Origin of the sequence: Rhodococcus sp. B10 (assembly GCF_011770055.1) — a bacterium.
Lineage (GTDB): Bacteria > Actinomycetota > Actinomycetes > Mycobacteriales > Mycobacteriaceae > Rhodococcoides > Rhodococcoides kyotonensis_B.
Genome location: NZ_JAAFYV010000136.1, coordinates 1 through 380 on the forward strand (window position 1 = coordinate 1; position 380 = coordinate 380).

Consider the following 380-nt stretch of genomic DNA (forward strand, 5'->3'; position numbering starts at 1 on the left):
GGCTGGCTGCGATCACTGCCGGCGACGGCGGCGATGGTCTGCTTGACGGACTCGACATCGCTGCGCAGCACTTCCTGGTCATTGATGAAATAACGGCCTTCGGCGTTGATCAGCACGCTGAGCGAACGCGGCGGTTCGTTGTTGGGCTGCTGGCTGGCGGTGGGCAGCTGCACCTGCAACGTCGAGCGCGCATCGAAGGTGGTGGTGACCACGAAGAAGATGATCAGCACCAGGATGACGTCGATCAGCGGGACCAGATCGATATGCGGCTCATCCTGGGATCGGTCATTGCCGATACGCATCGATCAGGCCTTCGCCGCAGCGGCGTTGGCCGGGCGCGCCGACGGGGACGGGTTCATCACCCCCGGGCGGCCGTCGAG

1 protein-coding gene is annotated in these 380 nt (G+C 64.7%); it reads right to left on the reverse strand.

What is annotated here, in order from left to right; translation table 11 throughout:
• On the reverse strand, positions 1 to 302 hold a 302-nt coding region (locus RhoFasB10_RS26020), incomplete at its 3' end, for a biopolymer transporter ExbD (RefSeq protein ID WP_167679369.1).
• Positions 303 to 380 lie beyond the last annotated feature (78 nt).